The following is a 2146-nucleotide window of genomic DNA, read 5'->3' as shown; positions in this document are numbered from 1 at the left end:
TGCACACTCCCACCAAGTCCCGTCCTGTTCGATGCGCACGCTTGGTCCGAACAGCGCCGGGAACTGCTCGGGTGCGAAGGTGTGAATGGGTACGAGCCGGCGCGGGCCGATCGCCTCGACGAGGCGTCTGAGGTCCGGGATGCTTGCGTGCCCCGAGGTGTGGGCGTGAGTGAGTGGGATGGCACGGGCGGCTAGGTCAGCCGCGAGTGCCTGCCCTCGCGGCTGGCGCAGGTAGCCGTCCCACTGTGACCAGATCGCGCGTGCGTCGGTGAGGCACCCGGCCCGGTCGAGGTCGGGCAGCAGCGAGTGGCGGAACAGAAGGGCGGCCCGCGGTGCCAGGGTGGCGAGGTCCTCCGCGTAGATGCGGTTCCTGCCGTGCCGTTCGATTAGGTCGAACCGGTTGGTCCTCTTGATGCGGACGCGCTGGTGGTGGGGCACGAAGACGGCGACGTTCGGCCAGTCGGATTGTGGGATGCGCGGATTGCCGGTCGCAGCCAGGACCTCGGCGGCGTAGAGGTCGATGACGAGGGTCCGGCCGGCACGCTTGCAGGCACGGTAGAGTGAGACCACGCGATCGATGTTCTGGGCCGAGGCCGCGACCAGGGCGAGTCCCACGGTGTCCTCGAACAAGTCGACGAAGCGGTCCTCGATCTCTACCTCGGTCGGGAAGGTGCGGTTGTCGTCGAGCCGGCCGAGGCTTGAGCCTTCCATCAGCAGGGTGTCGATGTCTTGCGGCGGCTCGCGCAGCAGTCGCTCGAACAGCGCGCCCTTGCGCCCGTGCCCGCGTAGGTCGCCCGAGTACAGCAGGCGCTGTCCGCCTGCCTCCACCAGCAGGGCGTAGGCATCGTAGGCCGAGTGGTCGACGAGGATGGGGGTAACCGTGAACGGTATGAAGGTGAGCGGCTGGCGGTCTGTAAACGTGATGGTGTTGGTGGGCACGTGGCAATCGGGGACGAAGGCGAATGCCGCCTGCAGAATACGAAGGGTGGCAGCGCCGAGCGCCACCGGCAGGTCCGGCCCGGCGAGGTGACTGAGGCCGATGTGGTCGCGGTGGCCGTGGCTGAGTACGAGAGCGAGCAGATCTGCGCCGCCGGTTAGACCATCGATCACCGGGTGGCGGCTCGTGTCCTCAGGGTCCCCGTCCAGTGGTAGGCCGAAGTCCAGTAGAAGGCGGGAACCTTCGTGCTCCAGCTCGACGCAACTGCCGCCGATCTCGTGCGCGCCGCGATGGATGCGCACCCGCATCGAAATGAAGTCCCCATACACCGCACTGATGGCGTGACGGGGATAACCGTCTCAAGTCAGCGTCTCACGGCAATTGTGTCGAACATATTCGATGGTTTCAGCCTGGGCAAGCTGGTCGCGTCCGAACCATGGACGGACGAGCCCGCGTGGCGTGGCATCTGCGACGATTGCGGGTTGAACGGGGGCTTTCTCAGGAAGCGCTTGCCGTCGATGCTGGCGTGGACCGCGGCTACGTGAGTGGGATTGAGCGGCGCAGCTTCAATCCCACGATCGACGTATTAGATCGCCTTGCTGTTGCCCTACGGGTCGACGTGGCCGAGTTTCTGGTGCGTCCAGCCGAAGGTGATCAGCCTCCGCTGCCCCTCAGACCGGGACGCCGTCGAGATTGATTGCCGGGAAAAGCCTGAGCTTTAGCGACTTGCGGAGGATGCGAGACGAGATGCAGGGTTCGACCGTGGAAGCCCGTCGATGTCCGCTTATGTTCGTGATCGTTATTGGGGCCACCATTGGGGCCATGTAAGAGACGGTCAAATTTTATTAACTAAATCAAGAACTTACAGGTACATTTGGCGGAAGGGGTGGGATTCGAACCCACGGTGGAGTTGCCCCCACGGCGGTTTTCAAGACCCGTGCGACTGCTTCGCGACGTTCTCTTCACGGCGAAAAGTGTAGTGTTGGCCGTACTTTAGGCTGGGTAGTGGTAGTTAGGGGCACGACCTCGCCTCTCGGCCTAGTCGGCACAAGAGTCATGACGCCGAATGCCTTCCGTTTCGCGTCTTCAACAAGGACCGTTGCGCTGATGGTTGTCAAACAGCGTTGAACATTGACCCTGGATCGGCGTCGAACTTTGACCCCCCGGATGGGTATGGCGGGGCGCCCCTGATCAGCCCGGCGAAGCGGG

General features: G+C 63.9%; 3 protein-coding genes. 2 read left to right on the top strand and 1 reads right to left on the bottom strand.

What is annotated here, in order from left to right; genetic code table 11:
• On the bottom strand, positions 1-1245 hold a 1245-nt coding region (locus ASG59_RS11460), incomplete at its 3' end, for an MBL fold metallo-hydrolase (RefSeq protein WP_056408961.1).
• Between ASG59_RS11460 and ASG59_RS20795 the strand changes: the two genes are divergently transcribed.
• Positions 1183-1482 carry a hypothetical protein gene (locus tag ASG59_RS20795; protein WP_162240609.1) on the top strand — a complete coding sequence of 100 codons (300 nt, stop codon included), beginning with the start codon at positions 1183-1185 and terminating at the stop codon, positions 1480-1482. The genes ASG59_RS11460 and ASG59_RS20795 overlap by 63 nt on opposite strands.
• The gene (locus tag ASG59_RS19940; protein WP_082494695.1) at positions 1374-1634 is read left to right on the top strand and encodes a helix-turn-helix transcriptional regulator; all 261 of its coding nucleotides are present in this window, start codon (positions 1374-1376) and stop codon (positions 1632-1634) included. The genes ASG59_RS20795 and ASG59_RS19940 overlap by 109 nt, the downstream gene beginning before the upstream one ends.
• The last annotated feature ends 512 nt before the right edge of the window (positions 1635-2146 follow it).

Origin of the sequence: Methylobacterium sp. Leaf466 (assembly GCF_001425565.1) — a bacterium.
Lineage (GTDB): Bacteria > Pseudomonadota > Alphaproteobacteria > Rhizobiales > Beijerinckiaceae > Methylobacterium.
This window is presented reverse-complemented; position numbering and strand designations above follow the sequence as displayed.

Excerpts from the sequence above, each read along its gene's own strand:
- ASG59_RS19940 (WP_082494695.1), top strand. The coding sequence starts at position 1,374 with ATGGACGGACGAGCCCGCGTGGCGTGGCATCTGCGACGATTGCGGGTT.